The 20,304-nt window shown below is 40.0% G+C and carries 22 protein-coding genes; 10 read left to right on the top strand and 12 right to left on the bottom strand.

What is annotated here, in order from left to right; translation table 11 throughout:
* Window positions 1-15 precede the first annotated feature (15 nt).
* On the top strand, window positions 16-231 hold the full coding sequence (locus EJ995_RS07840; RefSeq protein WP_126447293.1) for a putative signal transducing protein: 216 nt from the start codon (window positions 16-18) through the stop codon (window positions 229-231).
* Between the two features lie 150 nt (window positions 232-381).
* On the opposite strand, the gene EJ995_RS07835 is transcribed toward EJ995_RS07840, so the two are convergent.
* From EJ995_RS07835 to EJ995_RS07805, 7 genes are all read right to left on the bottom strand, one after another.
* Window positions 382-1,677: a tetratricopeptide repeat protein gene (locus tag EJ995_RS07835; RefSeq protein WP_126447291.1), complete on the bottom strand. Its 1,296-nt coding sequence runs from the start codon at window positions 1,675-1,677 to the stop codon at window positions 382-384.
* 73 nt (window positions 1,678-1,750) lie between these two features.
* Window positions 1,751-2,377 carry a DUF4331 family protein gene (locus EJ995_RS07830; RefSeq protein ID WP_126447289.1) on the bottom strand — a complete coding sequence of 209 codons (627 nt, stop codon included), beginning with the start codon at window positions 2,375-2,377 and terminating at the stop codon, window positions 1,751-1,753.
* Window positions 2,378-2,401: 24 nt separating this feature from the next.
* A complete protein-coding gene (locus EJ995_RS07825) occupies window positions 2,402-3,094 on the bottom strand; it encodes a DUF4331 family protein (RefSeq protein ID WP_126447287.1) in 693 nt (230 codons plus the stop codon).
* A 109-nt stretch (window positions 3,095-3,203) separates the two neighbouring features.
* The gene (locus EJ995_RS07820) at window positions 3,204-3,977 is read right to left on the bottom strand and encodes a LytR/AlgR family response regulator transcription factor (RefSeq protein ID WP_126448905.1); all 774 of its coding nucleotides are present in this window, start codon (window positions 3,975-3,977) and stop codon (window positions 3,204-3,206) included.
* Between the two features lie 7 nt (window positions 3,978-3,984).
* Window positions 3,985-4,281, bottom strand: coding sequence for a 2TM domain-containing protein (locus tag EJ995_RS07815; RefSeq protein ID WP_126447285.1), 297 nt, complete (start codon window positions 4,279-4,281; stop codon window positions 3,985-3,987).
* A 2-nt stretch (window positions 4,282-4,283) separates the two neighbouring features.
* Window positions 4,284-5,615 (bottom strand): histidine kinase, encoded by a 1,332-nt coding sequence (locus EJ995_RS07810; RefSeq protein ID WP_206482231.1) that lies wholly within the window; start codon window positions 5,613-5,615, stop codon window positions 4,284-4,286.
* Between the two features lie 116 nt (window positions 5,616-5,731).
* Window positions 5,732-6,493 carry a DUF6503 family protein gene (locus EJ995_RS07805; RefSeq protein ID WP_126447283.1) on the bottom strand — a complete coding sequence of 254 codons (762 nt, stop codon included), beginning with the start codon at window positions 6,491-6,493 and terminating at the stop codon, window positions 5,732-5,734.
* Between the two features lie 52 nt (window positions 6,494-6,545).
* Here EJ995_RS07805 and smpB point away from each other — a divergent pair, with 52 nt between their 5' ends.
* From smpB to EJ995_RS07785, 4 genes are all read left to right on the top strand, one after another.
* Window positions 6,546-7,010 carry an SsrA-binding protein SmpB gene (smpB, locus tag EJ995_RS07800; protein WP_126447281.1) on the top strand — a complete coding sequence of 155 codons (465 nt, stop codon included), beginning with the start codon at window positions 6,546-6,548 and terminating at the stop codon, window positions 7,008-7,010.
* A gap of 64 nt (window positions 7,011-7,074) precedes the next feature.
* On the top strand, window positions 7,075-9,558 hold the full coding sequence (locus EJ995_RS07795; protein ID WP_126447279.1) for a DUF5686 and carboxypeptidase regulatory-like domain-containing protein: 2,484 nt from the start codon (window positions 7,075-7,077) through the stop codon (window positions 9,556-9,558).
* Between the two features lie 476 nt (window positions 9,559-10,034).
* Entirely contained in the window at window positions 10,035-10,913 is an 879-nt protein-coding gene (locus EJ995_RS07790; protein ID WP_126447277.1) for an NAD(P)H-binding protein, read from the top strand.
* Window positions 10,914-10,915: 2 nt separating this feature from the next.
* Window positions 10,916-11,827, top strand: coding sequence for a helix-turn-helix domain-containing protein (locus EJ995_RS07785; protein WP_241234613.1), 912 nt, complete (start codon window positions 10,916-10,918; stop codon window positions 11,825-11,827).
* Window positions 11,828-11,887: 60 nt separating this feature from the next.
* Here EJ995_RS07785 and EJ995_RS07780 read toward each other — a convergent pair whose 3' ends face one another.
* A complete protein-coding gene (locus EJ995_RS07780) occupies window positions 11,888-12,478 on the bottom strand; it encodes a protein-L-isoaspartate(D-aspartate) O-methyltransferase (RefSeq protein WP_394342068.1) in 591 nt (196 codons plus the stop codon).
* Between the two features lie 203 nt (window positions 12,479-12,681).
* Between EJ995_RS07780 and EJ995_RS07775 the strand changes: the two genes are divergently transcribed.
* From EJ995_RS07775 to EJ995_RS07755, 5 genes are read left to right on the top strand one after another with little or no spacing between them, the layout of a single operon-like run.
* Window positions 12,682-13,650: a Gfo/Idh/MocA family protein gene (locus tag EJ995_RS07775; protein ID WP_126447273.1), complete on the top strand. Its 969-nt coding sequence runs from the start codon at window positions 12,682-12,684 to the stop codon at window positions 13,648-13,650.
* Between the two features lie 29 nt (window positions 13,651-13,679).
* On the top strand, window positions 13,680-14,567 hold the full coding sequence (locus tag EJ995_RS07770; RefSeq protein WP_126447271.1) for a 3-hydroxybutyryl-CoA dehydrogenase: 888 nt from the start codon (window positions 13,680-13,682) through the stop codon (window positions 14,565-14,567).
* Window positions 14,568-14,570: 3 nt separating this feature from the next.
* Window positions 14,571-15,005, top strand: coding sequence for a hypothetical protein (locus EJ995_RS07765; RefSeq protein ID WP_126447269.1), 435 nt, complete (start codon window positions 14,571-14,573; stop codon window positions 15,003-15,005).
* 52 nt (window positions 15,006-15,057) lie between these two features.
* The gene (locus EJ995_RS07760) at window positions 15,058-16,284 is read left to right on the top strand and encodes a DUF1015 domain-containing protein (protein ID WP_126447267.1); all 1,227 of its coding nucleotides are present in this window, start codon (window positions 15,058-15,060) and stop codon (window positions 16,282-16,284) included.
* Window positions 16,277-16,993, top strand: coding sequence for a YggS family pyridoxal phosphate-dependent enzyme (locus EJ995_RS07755; protein ID WP_126447265.1), 717 nt, complete (start codon window positions 16,277-16,279; stop codon window positions 16,991-16,993). The genes EJ995_RS07760 and EJ995_RS07755 overlap by 8 nt, the downstream gene beginning before the upstream one ends.
* Window positions 16,994-16,998: 5 nt before the next feature.
* Here EJ995_RS07755 and EJ995_RS07750 read toward each other — a convergent pair whose 3' ends face one another.
* From EJ995_RS07750 to dapF, 4 genes are all read right to left on the bottom strand, one after another.
* Entirely contained in the window at window positions 16,999-17,655 is a 657-nt protein-coding gene (locus EJ995_RS07750) for a peptidoglycan-binding protein LysM (RefSeq protein WP_126447263.1), read from the bottom strand.
* Window positions 17,656-17,910: 255 nt separating this feature from the next.
* The gene (gene mltG / locus EJ995_RS07745) at window positions 17,911-18,957 is read right to left on the bottom strand and encodes an endolytic transglycosylase MltG (protein WP_126447261.1); all 1,047 of its coding nucleotides are present in this window, start codon (window positions 18,955-18,957) and stop codon (window positions 17,911-17,913) included.
* Window positions 18,950-19,474 (bottom strand): GNAT family N-acetyltransferase, encoded by a 525-nt coding sequence (locus EJ995_RS07740; RefSeq protein ID WP_126447259.1) that lies wholly within the window; start codon window positions 19,472-19,474, stop codon window positions 18,950-18,952. The genes mltG and EJ995_RS07740 overlap by 8 nt, the downstream gene beginning before the upstream one ends.
* The gene (gene dapF / locus EJ995_RS07735; protein ID WP_126447257.1) at window positions 19,471-20,256 is read right to left on the bottom strand and encodes a diaminopimelate epimerase; all 786 of its coding nucleotides are present in this window, start codon (window positions 20,254-20,256) and stop codon (window positions 19,471-19,473) included. The genes EJ995_RS07740 and dapF overlap by 4 nt, the downstream gene beginning before the upstream one ends.
* Between the last annotated feature and the right edge of the window lie 48 nt (window positions 20,257-20,304).

Below are 20,304 nucleotides of genomic sequence, written 5' to 3'. Positions count from 1 at the left end.
ACCTGATTTTTAATCATGCAACAAGAAGTCAAACTCATTTCTGGTAGCTCAACAACTATTAATAGAATAGCCCAGCTTCTCAACGAGAAGAATATCGCTACATTAATTAAAGATCATACTGAATCTGCTCGTCTTGCCGGATTTGGAGCGCCACCTAACGACATTGAGTTATTTGTAGCTCAAAAAGATTTACCGCAAGCTCAAAAAGTCATTGAAGAGTACAGGCAATAAGACGGTCGTTTAAGTGAGATATAAACACAGAAATGCTCGGATCCCTAAACCCGAGCACATCTAAACTAACCAACCAATCAATTGCTCTAGCTCTCTCAACTTCTAGAGCAACAACTATACACTATATACGTGTGTACGGTAATTGTGGTTTTACAATGCCTGTATTTGTTTATAGGTTACTGGCCCTAATTCATATTCAGTCTCTAGAAGCTCCTTTTTGAGTTTCTCTACCATCTCGTTCATGTTATTTGCTTTCAAAATCTGAGCCGTGTGCAATTGCGCTACCGGTTCATATGTTTTACCGATGACATATTTCTTATGATTTTCAAGAGCTGCAGCAGCCTCATCATTAGATAATAAAGCATAGCCCAACAAATCATAAGTCTCAGGAGTAGCGCGATTGGTAATTTCAAGACGTGCTAGATCAACGGCTTGCTGTGATTCACCAGCTGCAATTAATTCCTCAATTTTATAGGCATTATACATGTCTCCATAACCCGGATCACTCACTTGAGAAAGAAATACAGCGCGTAAAGAATCAGCAGTTTGCGAGGCATCTTTGTATTCATAAACCTCAGCCATTTCTAGGTTGTAATCGGGTAATGGATGCCTTTCTTTAAGCGTTGTCAATATTTCTAATGCTTGATCTGGATCGCGATCATTTGAATAAACCAGCCACGATATACCTTTCAAGGCATAGGTGTTACCTGGATCTAATTCTAGCGTTTTTAAATAATGCTCATAAGAGTCCTCTAACTGGCCATTGTGACCATAATAATCTGCTATGTTTGAATAACTCCACAACTGTCGTGATTGACTACCACTCTCATCAGCTAGTTGCTTTGCCTGCTCCATGAGGTTAATCGTATTTTCCAGATTACCGTCGTGATCATTCCATTTGGCAGCACGAATTAAATAATTATAATCACCTGTATTGCGCAGGGAATCCAGCAGCAACTGCGCCGTTTGATATTCTCCCAACTCCATGGCGATGTCAAATTGGACAAACTGACTTTCCTTACTGGCATAATTTGCCGTAAATGATTTCATCAGGCTATCGGCTTTTTTGAAGCGATGTTGCTTTATGTATGCTTGTGCCAGATTACGCTTTGCATTCTCTGGTTTGATGTATGTTTTCTGGGTTACGTTTTCGCGAAAGCTAACTGACTCATTCAAATAATCAACTTCACCAGTAAGATCAAATAATCGATCTAGTTTGCCTGCAAGTTGGCTCATTACTACAATTCTGGTACTATCCTCTGTAACTACTTCACGTAGAAAATCAACCTCTTGCTTAAATGCTTCTATCTCACTAGTATTGTCATTCTCCAGGTATTCTTGATAATCCTCGGCAGCTGTAATGGTACTGGATGCTACATCAACATTGCGGTCACCACAGCTAGTGATGAACAACATTAAAATCAAAATGATAATTAGGTTTTTCATAAATCAAAATAGGGTAAATAATAAAGCCGATTTACAAAGAAATCGGCTTATAAATAATGTCACAAACTAACTTCTAGAAGTCAGCTGGCGTCAAGTATGGGAATGTGTTTTGAACAGCATCATCTTCAACACCTACATTGTCTGAAACAAGGTTAGGTACGTTGTTAGAATCATCATCATCGTCGTCATCACCATTACCTTCACCACCGTCAAAACGTGCACCGCTCTCACCACCAAAAAGGAGGATCAAAGAAACGTCAATAACGTCGTCAGTTAGCCTTCTACCAGTAAGTGGTACGCCCGTGTTAGGATTAAAATAACTAGTATCTGCATTAGGAGCAACTTGTAACACATCAAGTGCAAGTACAGTCGTCAATGTTGCAATGTCAAGACCTAGAATGTTGTTTTCATATTCCGCACCATAAGCGTCGTAGTATGCTTCTAGTCTATCTTGAAAGATAGCTTGAAAGTTAGCGATACCATTTGCTGGCAAGGTTACATTAAATTCATTCTCATCATCCTCAGTTGGAGTGAAAACGGTGTTGATACCAGGACGACCCATTTGATCTTCTTGTACAAAAGTACCGGAGAAATCAGTTGTAGCTGGAAAGCCTGTTACATCATCGTCATCATCACAACTTATTGTGATAGTTGCTAGTGCTAATGCAGCAACAGCATATTTAATATTAAATAATTTCATTTCTTTTCTTTTAAAGGGTTGTGATTATCGACGCTTAGTTTCTACCCATACATTGTATGCATTAGGTAAATTGAATGCTGGTAAACCTACTGCAGCAGCAAGTTGATCAGCAAGGTGTGTTGGTGCAGTACCTAACATGGAGTTAGGAATCTCGATAACAATTGCATTGACATTGAAGTCTTCAAAAAGGTTATCACCATCATCGCCAAAACCTTCAGCTGGTGCATTACCAATTACATTATTAAACTCTTCAAAATCAAAGAAGAACGCGTCTTGACGTTGTCCTGCAAAATAGCTAACACCACCAGTAGTTTCAGTACTTCCTATTTCTACAGAAGCAGAAAATTCATCAGTATCAATAGTACTGTTAAGTCCTGTTGATCCTGGAGCATATGGTCCAAAGAAATACATCTGGTCGCCCTGGCGCAATGCCTGGATTACTAAATCTTCAGTGACACCAGTAGTACCAGAATCTAGACCGGTATTATCAATGTTGATCTCGATAAGAACGTTCTCATCAAATTGAGAATTCTCGTCTGAGGCCGGAATAGTTACTACAAATGTTGTAGCATCAGAGTTTTGTCCTTCAAAGGCATAAAAGTCTGCGATGTCTGATGTTGTTCCTGCAACATCTGGTGCATCAAGGTGATCAGCGGCAATGAACAGACCTGCGATAGCGCAGATTGCAATGCTTGACCATAGGGCAATTTTTTTCATGTGTATGTTTTTGTTTACAGTAAACATACGCGAGCAAACATGTTGTGGTTTACAAGGAAACGTTAAAGCCCAATTAATTCTTCATATTGATAATCAAATAATTAGGCAATTATCGCTCGAGCCATTTCTTAAAGTCCTTTACACGCTCTCTACTTACAATCAAATCATAAGTCTTAAATGAGTCTATTTTGACTTTTAAACGTGAGTTGGTATAAGCTATGATGTCATTGATAGCGTTGACATGAACTATTGCCTGCCTAGAAATACGGTGGAATTTATTGGGATCCAGCAATTGTTCCATTTCTTCCATTTTATAGTCCAACAGGTAATTGCGACCATTTGCAACATTAAGATAGGTGCCTTTATTCTCTGAGAAGAATAATTGCACTTCATCGACCGCAAAGATCTTGATATGCTCACCTACTCTAGCTGTAAATCTATCACGATACTGTTGTCCTGCAGGGTTAGAAAGCATTTGTGCCATCTGCTGCATGATGGATGCAGGTAAGGTGTTTGGGTTTGTTCCGCTTTCGCGAAAGCGTGACTTAAATTTATCTACCGCTGTCACGAGCTCATCTTGATCTATAGGTTTGAGTAAATAATCAATGCTGTTGAGTTTGAAGGCTTGTAAGGCATATTCATCATAGGCTGTGGTAAAGATTATAGAACTCTTGACGCTTACCTGTTCAAAAATTTCAAAGGACAGCCCATCACTTAATTGTATATCCAGAAATATGAGATCTGGATGCGGCTGTGATGATAGATGGGCAATAGATTCTGCCACGCTGTGTAATACCGCAGCGACGGTAAGATCTAGCTTTTCTGCCATGCGCTGCAATCGTCTTGCCGCTGGCTTTTCATCTTCTATAATAAGGACATTGATTGACATCTTAGGATTTATCTTGTTGTTCCATGATCTCACGCAGTTTGCGCTCTTCCCATTCTTTACTTACAAAAGGATTGAGCCTAAAGGTTCCTACCGCATGGCTCAATAAACCTATACCCCAACCTAATAAAGGGAATAGGAACCATGGAAATGCAAATTGATTCTCCCAATAATTAAGCCCTGCAAGTGCAGCATTGATAAGTAAATAGACGGCTACATGGTTATAAAAATACCTGATCTCGTTCACGCGAGCTTTGGCCCTAGCATATTTTTCTTGATAAGTCTCTGTAGTAGTTGTCATAATTAAAAATTTGAGTCGTTCATGTATTTATTTATTTTTTGCTCTTCCCAGTTTTTGCCCAGCAAGATGTGACGGTCAAAGTTTTTCATGTATTTGAAAAATAATCCTATACTCATCCCTATCGCAGGGAAAATCACCCAAGGAAAATCACTCGTGAAATAGTTAAGTAATCCTAAGAAGGCAATAATGAATATGAATCGCACGAGCTCATCATAAAATTCTTTCATGTTCTTGACTTTCTCGCGAGCATTGACTAGTTTTTGATCTTCTAATTGAATTTCCATAGCTTTAGTTTTAGGTAGTTCAGGATTAAGAGGCAACATGGGTAGCTGCACGTTAAAATGTGTTTCACTTTTCAAGACGCTCATCTGTTGGGTAGAAATCAAACCATACCTACTGGCAATGTTTTGTAAACCAACACCTGTGGTAGTAGATAAAACCTTTTTAGGCGATAAGGTATTTGATACGACTAGCTTATCACCAGCTGGATGGATTGACAGGTGCAGTGGCTGTGAGCTGCTTACAACATTGTGCTTTACGGCATTCTCAATGAGTAGTTGTAAAGACAACGGCACGATATATTGATCTGGTAAGACAGATGAATCCGCAATATCAACGATAAGACTATCCTCAAATCGCATCTTGAGCAATTGCACATAGAGTCTAGCAAACTCAAGCTCTTCTTGTACTGATACCAGCTGCTTTCCACGTTGTTCTAGTACATAACGGTAAACCTTGGATAGTGAGGTTGTGAATTTGACAGCAGCGTCCTGATTTTCTTCAATTAAAGAAACAAGTACATTCAAGCTATTAAACAAAAAATGCGGATCCAGCTGATTTTTAAGAGCATCAAACTGTGCGGTGGCAGATCCTGCGATGACTTTTTGCTCCTGTATTTTAGCCTGCTGCAACTCCTTATAAAAGTAAATTGCATGGAAGATTACAGAAATGACCAACGTGAAAATGACACCAATAATGTAGAACTGCATGCGCTCACTCTCGATGAAATTATCTAGTGTTCTACCATAGATAACGATGGCTACAAATACACGAACCAAAAAAAGCGCGATCATAGTCAAGACACAAGATCCCAAAATCCCGACCAGCAATCTTTTTACCGCTGCGGTTGTCCACGGAAATATGGTCGTGAGATAAGAAAAATAGGTCTCATTGACCAGCGTGAGCGTAAAGGCAAACAAGAAGTTTATCGCAAAAGATTCTGCAAGCATCGGGATGCTTACACTCGCCTTATTTAAAAGCAACGTACTAGCCGTAATAACAAGGGCAATAATGGCGCCGATGAGTAATAACCGATAAAAGCTTTTTGTATTCATAATCGTGTAATGAATTCTTAAATGTAAAGAATATCAACACGACAAATATGAACTACCACATCACTTGATCAAGAATGCGAGTGACCCAACTGTCAAAAAGGGCTACCCAACTGTAATCATAGATCTGCGACCTCGTCATTGAGGCTTACTTCTGGAAATTCTGTACGTATGGTGCTCAGTAAATTGAGCTGGTCTTTTTCAAAAAGACGATCAAGATCCTCGAGTTCTGCAGCCTCTTGTTCTGGATTATAATTGTTGTAATCCTGTATTACGATTCCTTTTATGTTTTTGCGGTTTATGCTTTCGCGAAAGCGTAATCCACAATCTTCCTCGCAATAGGAATATGCTAAATAATCTATTAGGGAATCCTGCACGTTGATCCAGTACAAGAATTCATCCTCGTGATCCTCGCCACCACCAGTCTCATCAAAAGTAACCTTGATCTCGTGATACTTGTTTTGCTTGATGCTGTCAGTTCCTAGATATTCAAGATTTACTGCTGGATTGTCCAGACCGTATGGTAACTGAGCGAAATATACAACGCTGTTAAGGCTAGATCGATATCGGCTGGATAAAGAATCTGGCAATTGCACAATGCTATCGTTGATGCTCCTGGTAAAACCATCGTTGGTCAATCGATCCACGACCTTGTTACCTGCTTGATTAAAACTGCGCGAGTACTCAAAATAACCATTACTACGACTCACGCTATAGTCGATACCTCTAAAATTAAAATCAACAGTAGCATTATCCATGACATCAGTGCCGTGTGCCATCATTGTTTCCTCGACAATGGTCGCAGGATTGATGTGATCCTGATTACAGCTGGCAATCGTTATAAATACTAATAATAGGAGTGATAAAAGGGCTTTTTGCATTTCACAAATATATAACGATGCCTGCAACTCATTAAATTATATTTGCGATTGTATGGATTTAAAGAACAATGTAAGAATCAAGAACCGTAAGGCTCGATTTGAATATGAGATACTGGATAAGTACACGGCTGGCATCGTGCTAGGTGGTACCGAGATTAAGGCCATACGTTTAGGAAAAGCCAGTATTGCCGAGGCGTTTTGCGAATTCCAAGATGGCGAGTTATGGATCATCAACATGACCATACAAGAATATTCTCACGCGACCCATTACAACCATGCGCCCAAAGCGCCACGTAAACTCTTACTCAACAAACGCGAACTTAAAAAGCTAGAAAAAGACGTAGCCAACTCTGGTAATACTATAATACCGCTGGTCATGTTCATTAGCGATCGTGGCCTTGCCAAGGTTCAAATAGCACTTGCTAAGGGTAAAAAATTGTTTGACAAACGTGAAACGATCAAGAATCGCGATAACAAAAAACGTCTTGATCAAATCAAAAAAACTTATAACGCCTAGTAAACTATTGTAACTTCATCGTGTCTATAAGGATAGTGCTATATCACTAACCAACCACTGAAGTATGAAAAACGTTTACTTATCACTGCTTTTTCTTTTATCATTATTTTCTCAAGCCCAACTTACTGGGGTTATCACTGATGAGAAAAACGAGCCCATAGCTTTTGCCTCTATATATGTAAAAGACACTTACTCTGGCACAACTACCAATAGTAATGGATCTTATGCACTGGAACTTGCTCAAACTGGCACCTATCGTATCGTTTATCAAAGTTTAGGATACAAGACTATCGAGAAGACAATCGAGATCAAATCTTTTCCATATACCGAAAATGTTGTTCTAATTGAAGAAACCATGTCGCTGGATGAAATCGTGGTGCGCAGTGATGAAAACCCAGCAAACCGAGTCATACGCGCAGCAATTGAAAATCGAGAAAAGAACGGTCAAAAAACACAAAGCTATACGGCTAACTTCTACTCTCGTGGACTGTGGCGTATGGAAGATGTACCAGAAAAATTTCTAGGACAAGAAGTGGGCGATCTAGGCGGCTCGCTAGATAGCATCACACGCAGTGGCGTCATCTATTTATCTGAAACTGTGAGCAATATTGCATTTAAGGCTCCTGACAACTTTAAAGAATATATAACTGCGAGCAAGGTGAGTGGTGATGATAACGGCTTTAGCGTCAATAGTGCCGAGGCTGCAAACTTTGACTTTTACGAGAATAATATTGACCTAAACAACCGCATCGTCTCACCCATTGCAGACTATGCTTTCTCTTACTATAAATACAAGCTGCTAGGAACTTTTTATGACAGCAATAATTTCTTAATCAACAAGATAGAAGTTATATCGCGTCGTCCTAAGGACAATACATTCAATGGTACCATCTACATCGTCGAGGATCAATGGACCATTTACGGTCTTGAGCTCACTACGACTGGTCAAAATATAAATGTACCTGCCATTAAGGAGCTCACCTTTAATCAAGAGTTTACCTATGATTCCAGCAGTGAGCAATGGGTAAAACGTGGTCAAAATATTGTATTTGCTTTCGGGCTCTTTGGATTTAAAGGGACAGGTCGATTTATTGCTAACTATACCGATTATGACTTTGAACCACAGTTTGATAAGAAAACCTTTGGTAGAGAAACGCTAGCCTTTGAAAGCAAAGCAAATGAAAAGGATAGCTTGTATTGGAGAACCATACGTCCAGTGCCGTTGACTCTAGAAGAATCTAACGAATATGTAAAAAAAGACAGTATTGCTGCCGTGCGCAATGACCCTGCTTACAAGGACAGTGTGGATCAGGTAAATAATAAATTCAATCTGTTAGATCCTATTACTGGTTACAGCTATCGCGACAGTAACGAGAACTATAGCATTACTTATGATGGATTGATAGGTCTAGATAACTTTAGAGGATTCAATACCGTTCAAGGATTTGTAATAGGAACAGGATTGCGATTTGTAAAAGGATTTGATGATGATTACAATCAAGTATTTAATGTTGGTGTCGATGCAGAGTATGGTGTGTCTGACGATCGCTTGAGATACACAGCAAGAGCCGGCTATAGATTTAATCGTATTAATCGCAGATACATAGGAATCACAGGTGGTACCGAGGCTCGACAAATAAATAATGGCAATCCTATTTCCACGCTGGAAAACACCCTATCGACACTGGCATTTGAGAGGAATTTTGCCAAGTTCTATGAGGTTGATTTTGGACGTATAAATTATTATGAAGAAATAGTTAATGGATTGTCATTAAACGCGAGTGTTGCCTACGAGCGCAGGCAACCGCTTGAAAATACTACAGATCAAACTTGGTTTGATTGGGATGATACTAGTTATACGAGAAACAATCCTTTGACTTTAGATAACAGTCGCCTTGCATTTATTCGAGATCACGAGATCATAAAAACAGGTATTACCTTGACCTGGCGTCCAGGTCAAAAATATCAGAGCTATCCAGATCAAAAGATCAATATTCCCAACGAGAAATTCCCAGTAGTATCCGTGAATTATGAAGGTGGCTTTGCCGCTAGTAATGATGGCAACGAGTTTCATCAATTGAAAGCAAGCATTTTTCAAACGTTTGACATGGGTAATGTGGGACGATCTAGTTATTGGATAAATGGCGGTACTTTCCTAGATACTGGTGACGATATCTCATTTGTGGATTATCAACATTTTAATGGCAACCAATTGCGCTATAAGTTGCAGGCGTTGAACACTTACGGTTTTGGTTTACTGGATTACTATGATTACAGTACCAATAGCGATTATGCTCAATTACATCTGCAACACGATTTTAAAGGGTTTATTCTGGGTAAAATACCAGGTCTCAATTTGCTCAATTATGACTTGATATTGAGTGGTAAGGCGCTTGTCACAGACCGTAATCCGTACTTTGAAGTAAGCGCAGGTATTGACAATATAGGTTTTGGTAGCTTCAGGCCATTTAGGGTAGACTACATACGCAGTATCACCAGCGATCGCAATTATGGTGCGTTTGTGGTTGGAATAAACTTTGGGTTGTAGGATGATTTTGCTTTCGCAGAAGCGTGATCCCTATACATTTAATCTAAATCATCACCCATACTTGCTCCCGATCGACTTAAAAACAAGTTGGTGCAATTACTCATATTATCTTTGCGCTCGCTGGTTAAATTTTCTAGATTCATACCAAGTACGGTAGCTTAAATAATCCTTTCTAAACGGATATGATAAAGATAAAATATTCCAACGCCTATAGGATCATGATTTCCTTCCTTACTCTTACAACCCAAAGACCAGAAAGCGGCAGCGAGTCGAGAAATACGGCACGCATAATACCATTTATATAAAGGAACTCGCATTTGTAGAGCAAAGGATCTCGACCGCGCCCAAAGTAAGGATAGGTCGCAAGGAGCATTACATATAGAATAGATGGAAAGCACTATTTGGCTTACAGTTAGATAGATCTAGATACATTCCTTCTAACAGTGCGATTGATATTTGTATCTTAAAATCATATTATGAATATCACACTTGCAAGCTCTTTGGGAAACATTGGTCAACCGCTTGCGCAACAATTGCAGGAACAAGGTCACGACCTGACTATCATTAGCCATTCACCAGCTAGAGCCTCACAAATTGAGGATCTGGGCGCGACGCCTATGATTGGATCATTGCAGGATGTGGATTTTTTAGTTTCCGCTTTCGCGAAAGCGGAATCAGTATTCCTAATGTGTCCACCAGACTACCAGCAGCCAGATATACGAGAATATTATCGCAAGACGGCGGCAGTATATGCCAAAGCCATTGAACTAACTGCGGTAAAGAGAGTGGTATTATTAAGTAGTTTTGGGGCTCACTTGAGCTACGGCACTGGACCTATATTAGGGTCCTACTTTACAGAGCAAATAATAAGCGCGATACCCAATATCGAATTGACCATATTGAGGCCTACCTACTTCTACTACAATTTGATGCACAATATTGATATGATCAAGTACACAGGTAAAATCATGGCAAACTATGGAAGTAAGTCATTCCCATTAGTCTCACCTAGGGACATCGCGACCGTAGCATCACAAGAGCTTGTAAAAGAACAGAGCAGTATTTTCAAGTACATCGCCAGCTCGCATCATACAGGTAAGGAGATTGCTGCAACGCTAGGAGCGGCAATAGGTAAACCAGATTTAAAATGGGAAATTATTGACGATGCAGCTGTCAAAAAAGGTATGATTGATAATGGGATACCTGAGTCCATCGCACAACTTTATACTGAGATGTACCAAAGTCTTGAAAACGGCAGGCTTAACCAAGATTATGATAACCATAAACCAAAGCAATTAGGAAAGGTGGGCCTTGCAGATTTTGCCAAAGATTTTGCGATGGCCTATAACAAATAATCATGACAACAGAAATCCTGCACATATCCAGCATTACTGCCTATCACAAACTGAAAGGTTTGAAAAGTCCACTACACCCATTATTGAGTATCGTTGACTTTAATGACATGCAACAAGAGTATAAATCCACGGGAAAAATGACTTTTGGTTTTTACTGTGTAGCGCTCAAGGATTTGATAAACGGCGCCATGAAATATGGCCTGCAGGAATATGATTTTAAAGACGGCGTGCTAGCATTTCTAGCACCACACCAGAACATGAGTGTAGAGGTCAATGATGGGTCACAGCTCAAACATAAAGGAAAAATGTTACTCATGCATCCTGATTTTATCTACAAGACTGGTCTAGCTAGCAAGATGAAGTCGTATGACTTTTTTGAATACCATCTTAACGAGGCATTGCATTTATCAGATAGGGAACAACAACTCATTAATGACCTCTTAAATCAAATAGAGCTAGAACTGCAAAATAATATAGATTCTCATAGCCACAATGTAATTATTTCCCAGATTGATTTGCTGCTCACATACAGCGCACGTTTTTATGAGCGTCAATTCCACACGAGGCGTAAGGTCCATCATGATGTTCTGGAAAAATTTGAGATTTTACTGCGCGAAAGTTTTGAAAATAAACTATTGAACCCAGGTATTCCAACGGTAAAACAAATAGCTGACGATCTCAACTTATCTCCTAATTATTTGAGCCGATTACTTAAGACCCTAACTAATAAAAGTACCCAAGAGCATATTCATGAGACGATCATTTCAAGAGCCAAATTACAGCTCGCCAACACGCCTCTGTCTGTAAGTGAAATATCCTATGCGCTGGGTTTTGAGCATCCACAATCATTTGGCAAACTTTTCAAGAGAAAGACAGAGATGACACCTTTGGAATACAGGCAGTCTTTCAATTAGGATATCATCGAAAACATCATAGGCATTTTTATTTTCCTGATGCAGCAGTAAATTTATCAATCACTCCTTACCACCTAAGAACGGCACAAACCTAAATTCGCCATAGGTCTTTTTGGTAAACTCTGTTTCTGACTTGCGTACGATGAGTGTCATGATCTGTGGATCTTGTCCTACTGGAATGACCAGCCTACCTCCAATTTTTAGCTGTAACAATAATTGCTGCGGTATGCTCTCGGCGCCACAAGTGACAATAATTGAATCAAACGGTGCTTCTTGAGGTAAACCCTGGTAACCATCGCCAAAAACGAATTTCCTAGGTCGGTACTTCAGCTTATTGAACAGCTTTCCCGTTGATTTAAATAATTGGTTTTGACGTTCAATTGTGTAAACCTGTAATTTCATTTCCAGCAGCACAGCGCATTGATAACCGCTACCAGTTCCTATTTCCAGCACTTTATCGCCGGGCAAAGCTTGTAATAATTCGCTTTGAAAAGCCACGGTAAAAGGATGTGAAATCGTTTGATCTGCACCTATCGGGAACGCCTTGTTTTTGTAAGCATGCTCTAGAAAAGAGCTGTCCAGAAACAAATGACGAGGCACCCGATTGATGGCATCCAGCACCACTTGATCTTGTATGCCTTCCTCGCGCATTAATTGCACCAACTGTCGACGTTTACCTTTATGTATAAAATTGTCCTCGATGATTGCAAAAATAACTTCAAAAACCACATATTAAATAGCGCAGTGGCTATTTACTGGTCCATTTATTCACAGCACGCAACTCATAAAATGACCTAGCCACGGCACTTAAAAGAGCCTGTAAAATCCCTATTTTTGTCAGAAACACAAACTACATGTTAAAAGCAGGTGTCATGGGAGCTGGCCATTTAGGCAAGATCCACCTCAAACTCTTACAGCAAAGCGATCGATATGATCTAATTGGATTTTATGATACCGATTCCGTGCACGGCAAGCAGTTGGAGCAAGAATTAGGTTACAAATTCTATGATAATCTTGACGAGCTCATTGAGGCTTGTGACATGATAGACGTCGTGACGCCTACCACCTACCATCATGATAGCGGCAAGAAAGTCCTAGAAGCTGGTAAACACTTATTTATTGAAAAACCTATTACCGTTACTGTTGCACAGGCGCAGGAATTGATTACGCTTTCGCGAAAGCATAATGTCAAAGGCCAGGTAGGACACGTCGAGCGCTTTAACGACGCCTTTAGATCTGTACACGACCGCATCGATAATCCTATGTTCATCGAGTCACATAGATTGGCAGAATTCAATCCAAGAGGTACTGACGTGAGCGTGGTGCTGGATCTAATGATACATGATATAGACGCCATCTTGAGCGTCGTGAAAAGCGAGGTGAAAAGCGTGAGTGCTAGTGGCGTAAGTGTGATTTCAGAAACTCCTGATATTGCCAACGCACGCATCGAGTTTGAGAACGGTTGTGTGGCAAATCTTACAGCAAGTCGCATAAGTCTCAAAAAAATGCGCAAAGCACGATTCTTCCAGCGTGATGCTTATATATCAGTCGATTTCTTGACCAAAGCTGTTGAAGTAGTACGCATGAAGGACGCGCCAGAAACGCCTGGTGACTTTGACATGATCCTTCAAAATGCCGAAGGAATTAAAAAACAAATCTATTTTGACAATCCAGATATCGCCGCAACCAACGCCATTTTGATGGAATTGGAAACCTTTGCAGATGCGATTGAAAATGATACCAGGCCTATTGTCAATCTGGAAGATGGTACACGAGCACTAGATGTTGCCATGCAAATCATTGAGAATTTTAAACAACTATAAATCCTGATTTCAGGATCTAAACATATTATATGAAAAAGATATCAGTTATAGGCGCAGGCACCATGGGTAATGGGATTGCACACACTTTTGCACAATCAGGATTCACGGTTTCACTTGTTGATGTGTCACAGGCAAATATTAATAGAGGTCTCGCCACGATAGGAAAGAATCTGGATCGTATGATCGCTAGGGAAAAAATTAGCGAGGCAGATAAAGAAAGTACATTGGGCAATATCAAGACATTTACAAGTCTTACAGATGGCATCAAGGAAGCCGACCTTGTGGTTGAAGCAGCTACTGAAAATGTGGAGCTCAAGTTGAAGATTTTTGGTGAGTTAGATGCCCATGCGCCAGCAGATTGCATCCTAGCGACAAATACCTCATCCATTTCTATTACTCAAATTGCAGCAGTGACACAGCGACCTGATAAGGTAATTGGTATGCACTTTATGAATCCTGTACCGATCATGAAGTTGGTAGAGATCATACGTGGATATAGCACCAGCGATGAAGTGACAGAGACCATTATGACGCTTTCGCGAAAGCTAGGAAAAACACCAACTGAGGTGAACGACTACCCAGGATTTGTAGCAAACCGCATCTTGATGCCAATGATTAATGAGGCTATTGAAACCTTGTATAATGGCGTGGCTGGTGTAGCAGAAATTGATACGGTTATGAAATTAGGTATGGCACACCCAATGGGACCATTACAATTAGCAGACTTTATAGGACTTGACGTGTGTCTATCTATTCTCAATGTGATGTATGATGGATTCAAAAATCCCAAGTATGCGCCGTGTCCATTGCTCGTTAACATGGTGATGGCCGGTAAAAAAGGGGTGAAATCTGGAGAAGGTTTCTACGATTATTCTGAATCTAGAAAGGCAGAAAAGATTTCAAAAGCGTTTCAATAGGTTATGAGAATAAAGATTTTAGTTTTTTTGGGTCTCTGCGTTATAAATACCTCTTGTATTGAAGGAGATGATATAAAACGAGCCTTGAAGTCTGGAGATGAAAATTCTTTGGGCATGCCTGAGTATGATCATAGTGCGAGCTATTTTAAAGATGAAGTTGGATCTATTGCAAGTGCTTCTAATGTTTTCATCGGATTTAGATCTGGAAGTACCAACGGTATAGAGGAACGAGGATTTGTCATCTATATACGACAATCTGGTCTCAAACTTTCTGAAGAGAAAAAAGCCTTGAGGTTCAAAGCTTCTATTGATTCACTAGTCTCAAAGGAGATTTTGAACAAGGAAGAATATGACTTCTATGAAATCGTATTTGAAAACAAACGCTCTCAAAATAAAATTACCAAACTTCAATCTCTAACGCTGAGAGAAGACATCTAAGAAATAAAAAGCCTGAAAATCCAGGTTTTATATCTTCAAATAGAGAATAATCATGCCATCCATAATACCCTTTAAAGCTACAAGAGCCACACCAGCCAAAGCGCCGCATCTCATATCTCGCACTTATCAAGATTATGATATGGACGAGCTTGAAGCGCAACTTAAATACAATCCATATAGCTTTTTACAAATTTTGAATCCTGGCTATAAGTTTAGCCATGACATTAGTGGTAATGAGAGGTTCAATTTGGTAAGAAATAGATTCCTAGAATTTAAGGAAGAAAGACACCTCATTACTGAAGACACTTCCTGCTTTTATATCTATGAAAATGTAGATCCACACCATAGCTACACAGGAATCATTGCAGGCGCTAATACACTAGATTATGAAAATAATCATATCAAACGTCACGAGAACACACTGCATCACAAGGAAGTTTTATTCAAGGATTATTTGAATACGGTAGGCTTCAATGCAGAGCCTGTATTACTAACCTACAAAGACGATGATTCTCTCAATGAGATTATCGCAAATATCAAGACGACCACTCCTGATTATCATTTTATGACTACAGATCATAATTGTCATCAGGTCTGGAAAGTTGCAGATGAGCATACCATTGATACCATTCAAAATATTTTTTCGCAAAAAAAGAATCTATACATAGCAGATGGTCACCATCGCACGGCTAGTTCACATCTTCTTGCTCAAGAAATGGGAAGTAAGCATGATAGCTACAACTATTTCATGAGTTTTTTGATTGCAGAAAGCCAGCTGAACATTTACGAGTTTAACAGGCTCGTCAAGGATCTCAACGGTTTGAGTAAAGAACAATTCCTCATGCAACTGGATCAACATTTTAGGATTCAAAATCGAGGATTGGAGATCTACAAACCATCTAAAAAACATCATTTTTCTATGTATCTGGATGGTGAGTTTTATAGCTTGTATTTGCGCAAGGATGGTCACGAGATCAAAACACCACTGGACGATCTAGACACACAGATGCTTTATGATCTTGTGCTTAAGCCTTTATTGGGAATTGGCGATTTGCGTACTGACAGCCGCATCGATTACAGTTATGGTAAGTCTGACCTGCTTTTAATGAAGGATCGCATTGATCGCGGCAAATTTGAGGTAGGATTTGGACTCTTTCCTGCCACTGTTGATCAAATGAAGTCGATTGCAGATGCCGACCTTACAATGCCGCCTAAGAGCACCTATATTAGACCCAAATTGCCTAGTGGTTTAATCATATATGAATTTGAAAATGAGTGATATAACCTCTTCAATATTACGCTTCAAGGAAGTCATTGACGACTTGAGTTTGTCCCGTGCAACGACACGGGACGAAAGCGTACAACCCAAAGCTACTCTAGTGGCTGTGAGCAAAACAAAACCCATACAAGATTTGCAGCAGGCTTATAATGCTGGTCAGCGCCATTTTGGTGAAAATAAGATCCAAGAAATGACCGAAAAGCATGACCTATTACCTAAAGATATCAAGTGGCACATGATAGGTCATACACAACGTAACAAGGTGAAATACATGGCTCCATATGTGCATTTGATACATAGTCTTGATTCACCGCGACTCATCAAGGAAGTGAATAAAGAAGCCATAAAAAACGATAGAATCATCAACGGATTGCTACAAGTGCATATCGCAGATGAGGAATCAAAATATGGTTTTGATAAAGATGATCTGCTTGATTACTTAGCAAGTGATGCTTTCAAATCTTTAGAAAATGTTCAAGTAAGAGGTTTGATGGGAATGGCCACCTTTACCGATGATAAGGACCAAGTACGTCAAGAGTTTAAAGTTCTCAAAGGACTTTTTGACACAGTAAAGCAACAAAAATTACTAGATTCAAGACACCAGTTCGATGAATTATCTATGGGAATGACTGGTGATTATGAAATTGCCCTTGAAGAAGGAAGCACGATGATTAGGATAGGCAGCGCCATCTTTGGTGCGCGCAAATAGCCTGACTATTTAGTAAGCACTTCACTTAAATTATAACCTGCAAAGCGTTTCATGTATCCACGCACGGAGCTACCGTAAGCATCGCGACTGCGACCACGACCGTTAGTGCGCAAATATTTCTTGACGCCGCCTACACCACTCAGGTGAGCTGCGGCTAAAATACCGCTCTCAGTTACTTCTACACCACCAATCGTTTGACCTTCATAGCGATCAATATAATCTTGTAGCTGCTTGTGGTTATAACGTATATTTTTAAGGAAAACACGCTCTTGCAATTTGCGTGATCGCATGAAACTTAAGGAATCACGCACACCTAATTGGTTGAGTGTGGTCATACCAAACTGGTATTTCCCTAGATACCCTAAGGAATTTACTTTCCAGTACTTACCTTGAGATTCTTTAAATGCAAGAGCTTCTTTGAATGAGATAAATGAGTCTGCAGATGATGTAGCCAGAGAAAAATCTCTAACATCATCAATCTCAAAGTTGTAATCCTCTAAAAATGGACCGTAAGGTGAGGCTGCATTACTCTTAATATAAGTCATCCTTGACTCTTGGTGAGCCTTAACACTTATCTTACTCACACGATCTTTTTTGAAAAGAAAGAATCCCATGATCAATATCAACGGATATGCTAGCAATTGAGTTATTTGTGTTCTCATAGTTTGTGATTGAGAAAGCTGCTGTCACTCTTTCTAAAAACGCTGCAAATTTACGACTTTAAACAAGTTACAATCTAAAATATTGTTAAACAGCTATTTATACCGCTTATATTACAATAAAACCGAGCAAAGGCACGCCATTACAGCGTTAAAACGTGTAAGTTAATTCCTATAATTATGTGAAAAATCTACGCAAACGTTGTAATTCTCATAAGAATTGAGAATGAATTACATGCAAAACGTCGAATTTGAGAATTATCGAGTGATTTTGCGCTCATTTGCCCATCGTCGATATGCCGCAGCATTTGCATTATGCTGGCTCAATGTGCGTGCAAACTTGTGATAACCAAAGTTTTCCACGTCTGCGACGAAGAAATAGTACCCATGATCCTCATGATTGAGCACCGCATCGATAGCGCTTAAATCTGGAGTAACGATAGGGCCTGGTGGTAATCCAGCATTACGGTATGTATTGTACGGCTGATCTATGACCAGATCCTTATATAGAACGCGCTTGATAACCTGATTAAAATCGTTATCAGCCATTTTTTTAGCATAGATTACCGTTGGATCTGCATCTAGCTTGATACCACTTTCTAGCCTATTGATATAAACACCAGCGACGCGCGGCCGTTCGTCAACTTTGGCAGTTTCCTTATGAACGATAGAAGCCAGAGTCACCACTTCTTGTGGTGTCATTTCTAGCCGCGCGGCTTTTTGCAATCTGTTACTATTCCAGTAAGCTTGATATTGACGCAGCATTTTATCTCTAAATTCTGTCGCGCTGCTATTCCAATAAGTGTCATATTGGTTGGGTAAATACATGGCAAGCGCATTCTCGCGAGTAAAACCATGAGCCTTGAGAAAAGTCGGGTCCTGCATGGCCATGAGCAGTGACAAACTATCAGGCTCGATCTGCATGGCAATTCTACCAGCTAGATCCTCAAGTCGCTCCTGATTATTGAACCGCAACTTGACAGGAACGTTTACACTGCGTACGGTATTGATTATCTCATTATTATTCATTCCAGGCCGTAATAAATAACGTCCAGGTTTCACATTTTTATGATAGCCCTTACGTACTGCGGTATTGTGAAAAGCGTCACGATCCTCGACTGCATCGGCTATAATGTGGAATGCCTCATTGTAATCGGCACCAGTAGGTATAAGGACTTCATAATTCTCGCTGGTAAAATTTGTATTGGGTCCAAAGAATGTTTGATACACATTGTAAGCAAAAACGGCCATGCCTACTAGACCTAACAACACAACGCCTAATATGATTTTTTTGTAATTATTCATTGATCAATTGATAGTGGATCTCGTCCTTGAATCCAGTTTCGGTAGCAATCCAGTCTTTTTTTATTCCGCTTTCGCGAAAGCGTAACTTTTCAAATAATTTTCTACTAGCCAGATTATCCTCTGAGACACCAGCATACAACTGGTGTAATCTCAAGTGCCTGAAGGCATAATTGATCATGAGCTGCATCGCTGCCGTGGCATAACCTTTAGATCGGTCGATGGTGCTAGAAATCACGATACCTACACCAGCGCGCTTGTGATAGGGATCAAAATCATATAAATCTACCACTCCTATAATAGAATCATCTTGCCTGCAAATGGCGAGACGCAATTGTTTTACTTCATAAATATCACGATGCGCGTTCTCTAGATACTCTCGTATAGTATATTTTGAATAGGGTGTCAACGTGTGACCTACATCCCAAAGATCAGGATTGTTTTCAAGGGCATAAATAAAGTCAAGATCTTCTGGATCGACGGCTCTAAGTTTGCATATGTCTGTCGTCAATACGTTCATACGTCAATACTTCCTGTAAAAACTTGAGTGGCTGCTCCTGTGAGCCAGATGTTGTGATAACCGCCACTAGGATTTATGTCAAATTCTACCCTGAGCTCACCACCTGGCGTTTGCAAGGTGACTTCATGCGCTGTGGTTTGCTGGCTGGCATGCATGGCAAGTGCCACGGCTGTAACACCAGTGCCACAACTCAAGGTCTCGTCCTCTACTCCACGCTCATAGGTGCGCACTTTAAAGGTCGCCGCCGTTACCGGCTGTACAAAATTGATATTGGCACCAGCCTCACCATATAGATCATGACGCAGTGCTCGACCCATGGCTACAACGTCGGTATGTTCTACATTATCGGTAAGCTGCACGTGATGCGGTGATCCTGTATCAGTAAATAAATGGTTACCTACCTTATTAACATGATCTACGTCCTTCATTTGTAAACTCACTTGGCCGTTGTCAAACAAACGAGCGTGGTGTATTCCATCAACTGCTTCAAAAATTGCAGTATCCTCAACTAGTCCTAAATGCTGCGCAAAGCTCACGATACATCTACCACCATTGCCGCACATACTACTCTCGCGACCATCTGCGTTATAGTATAGCATGGTAAAATCATGCTGGTCATGATCCTGTAAACAAATGAGTCCATCGGCACCTATGCCAAATTTACGGTCGCATAAACGAGCAATGAGTTTGGTATCTTTTTTGGAGAATTGACCTTGACGATCATCAACAAGAATAAAGTCATTTCCTGTTCCCTGGTATTTGAAAAAAACGATGCTGGACATGACACAAAGGTACATCGTGAGATTAAACCTATACCTGTTAATGATGTC

Source organism: Nonlabens ponticola, from assembly GCF_003966335.1.
Taxonomy (GTDB): domain Bacteria; phylum Bacteroidota; class Bacteroidia; order Flavobacteriales; family Flavobacteriaceae; genus Nonlabens; species Nonlabens ponticola.
This window is presented reverse-complemented; position numbering and strand designations above follow the sequence as displayed.

What these genes read in the sequence shown, in the direction of transcription:
- EJ995_RS07840 (WP_126447293.1), top strand. Translation starts at nt 16, where the DNA reads ATGCAACAAGAAGTCAAACTCATTTCTGGTAGCTCAACAACTATTAAT.
- EJ995_RS07835 (WP_126447291.1), bottom strand. Translation starts at nt 1,677, where the DNA reads ATGAAAAACCTAATTATCATTTTGATTTTAATGTTGTTCATCACTAGC.
- EJ995_RS07830 (WP_126447289.1), bottom strand. Translation starts at nt 2,377, where the DNA reads ATGAAATTATTTAATATTAAATATGCTGTTGCTGCATTAGCACTAGCA.
- EJ995_RS07825 (WP_126447287.1), bottom strand. Translation starts at nt 3,094, where the DNA reads ATGAAAAAAATTGCCCTATGGTCAAGCATTGCAATCTGCGCTATCGCA.
- EJ995_RS07815 (WP_126447285.1), bottom strand. Translation starts at nt 4,281, where the DNA reads ATGACAACTACTACAGAGACTTATCAAGAAAAATATGCTAGGGCCAAA.
- EJ995_RS07810 (WP_206482231.1), bottom strand. Translation starts at nt 5,615, where the DNA reads ATGAATACAAAAAGCTTTTATCGGTTATTACTCATCGGCGCCATTATT.
- EJ995_RS07805 (WP_126447283.1), bottom strand. Translation starts at nt 6,493, where the DNA reads ATGCAAAAAGCCCTTTTATCACTCCTATTATTAGTATTTATAACGATT.
- smpB (WP_126447281.1), top strand. Translation starts at nt 6,546, where the DNA reads ATGGATTTAAAGAACAATGTAAGAATCAAGAACCGTAAGGCTCGATTT.
- EJ995_RS07795 (WP_126447279.1), top strand. Translation starts at nt 7,075, where the DNA reads ATGAAAAACGTTTACTTATCACTGCTTTTTCTTTTATCATTATTTTCT.
- EJ995_RS07790 (WP_126447277.1), top strand. Translation starts at nt 10,035, where the DNA reads ATGAATATCACACTTGCAAGCTCTTTGGGAAACATTGGTCAACCGCTT.
- EJ995_RS07785 (WP_241234613.1), top strand. Translation starts at nt 10,916, where the DNA reads ATGACAACAGAAATCCTGCACATATCCAGCATTACTGCCTATCACAAA.
- EJ995_RS07780 (WP_394342068.1), bottom strand. Translation starts at nt 12,478, where the DNA reads ATGCGCGAGGAAGGCATACAAGATCAAGTGGTGCTGGATGCCATCAAT.
- EJ995_RS07775 (WP_126447273.1), top strand. Translation starts at nt 12,682, where the DNA reads ATGTTAAAAGCAGGTGTCATGGGAGCTGGCCATTTAGGCAAGATCCAC.
- EJ995_RS07770 (WP_126447271.1), top strand. Translation starts at nt 13,680, where the DNA reads ATGAAAAAGATATCAGTTATAGGCGCAGGCACCATGGGTAATGGGATT.
- EJ995_RS07765 (WP_126447269.1), top strand. Translation starts at nt 14,571, where the DNA reads ATGAGAATAAAGATTTTAGTTTTTTTGGGTCTCTGCGTTATAAATACC.
- EJ995_RS07760 (WP_126447267.1), top strand. Translation starts at nt 15,058, where the DNA reads ATGCCATCCATAATACCCTTTAAAGCTACAAGAGCCACACCAGCCAAA.
- EJ995_RS07755 (WP_126447265.1), top strand. Translation starts at nt 16,277, where the DNA reads ATGAGTGATATAACCTCTTCAATATTACGCTTCAAGGAAGTCATTGAC.
- EJ995_RS07750 (WP_126447263.1), bottom strand. Translation starts at nt 17,655, where the DNA reads ATGAGAACACAAATAACTCAATTGCTAGCATATCCGTTGATATTGATC.
- mltG (WP_126447261.1), bottom strand. Translation starts at nt 18,957, where the DNA reads ATGAATAATTACAAAAAAATCATATTAGGCGTTGTGTTGTTAGGTCTA.
- EJ995_RS07740 (WP_126447259.1), bottom strand. Translation starts at nt 19,474, where the DNA reads ATGAACGTATTGACGACAGACATATGCAAACTTAGAGCCGTCGATCCA.
- dapF (WP_126447257.1), bottom strand. Translation starts at nt 20,256, where the DNA reads ATGTCCAGCATCGTTTTTTTCAAATACCAGGGAACAGGAAATGACTTT.